Annotated in this window: 2 protein-coding genes; both read right to left on the bottom strand. The window is 29.6% G+C overall.

The features are described from left to right. On the bottom strand, positions 1–341 hold a 341-nt coding region (locus ACRDDY_RS01325), incomplete at its 3' end, for a hypothetical protein (protein WP_438563166.1). Positions 342–400: 59 nt separating this feature from the next. After that, the gene (locus tag ACRDDY_RS01330; RefSeq protein WP_438563167.1) at positions 401–1,027 is read right to left on the bottom strand and encodes a hypothetical protein; all 627 of its coding nucleotides are present in this window, start codon (positions 1,025–1,027) and stop codon (positions 401–403) included. Between the last annotated feature and the right edge of the window lie 94 nt (positions 1,028–1,121).

Here is a 1,121-nt window from a genome sequence, read left to right on the forward strand (position 1 = left end):
CTTATAATAGGCATCTCTTTAACACCTAAGATTGTAGTATATTCTCCTACTTCAGTTCCTCTAGGAGCTTTTATAAAAACTTTTAAAACACCCTCTTGTCCAGGTTTTAAATTGAGAGTTTTAGGGTAGTATTCAACCCAACTAGTCATATCTTTTTCATTTTTACTACGCTCTACAGAAAAAAGATATTTAATTGAAGAATTAGTTCCATTATATAGATAGTATTCTTCAATCTCTCCAGACCCTCCTATATTTTTATCAAAGCTCACAGGATGGATATTAACATATGAGTATACTTTAGAGAATAGAAGCATAAGTATAATAAAGATATTTTTTTTCATAGTTGCTCTCCTTAAAAAAGCCTCTAAAGTTCTTAGAGGCTTTTAAATTTTTAATTCTCTTATTTTGAAGCAGACTTACCAATAACAAGAGCTGGATTTTTACTAAATTTAACGCTTAATGTCGATGTATTTGAATAATTGCCTTCAACTAAATTATCTTTTCCAAATTCAGCAGCTTCTATTTTTGATTTTAAATCAACTTGTATATGTTTTTTATCTGTTGAAAATGTATTATTAGATTGACTATTAGTTCCAGATAAAGTTAAAGTATCTCCGGCTGAAGTAGCTGAAGTAGCGTTAGAAACTGTTCCAGTTAGCGTATGAGCAAGAGAAGCTCTGCCAGGAAGATTAATTAAGTTATTATTAGAGCTTGTAAGAGTTATATCTAGCATAGTATTATTTGGAAATGGTTCATCGTTTGCTCTTTTTATATAAATAGGTCTAGCTACTTCAGAAGGTGATGTACTTCCTTTCATAATTGTCCCATGATCTAATTCAATTGACTTTATTGCTTCTTCACCTTCTGGTCTTTCAGTTATAATAAGACCTGAATCAATTATAAATGCTTTAGTATTAATATCAATATGATTTTCACCATTTGCTCCAATATTTCCATTTGACGGTGCTAGTGATTCCGCTACAAGTGTTGCTGATAATGCTAATAATCCTAATAAAACCTTTTTCATTTTTAATTCCTCCCTATGTTATCTATATTTTTATTTTGTTAATTGTCTTGTAGTTTATATCTTCAAAGATTTCTATTTCATATGGATGATTTTT

It is taken from the genome of Clostridium sp. (assembly GCF_051656525.1).
GTDB lineage: Bacteria > Bacillota > Clostridia > Clostridiales > Clostridiaceae > Clostridium.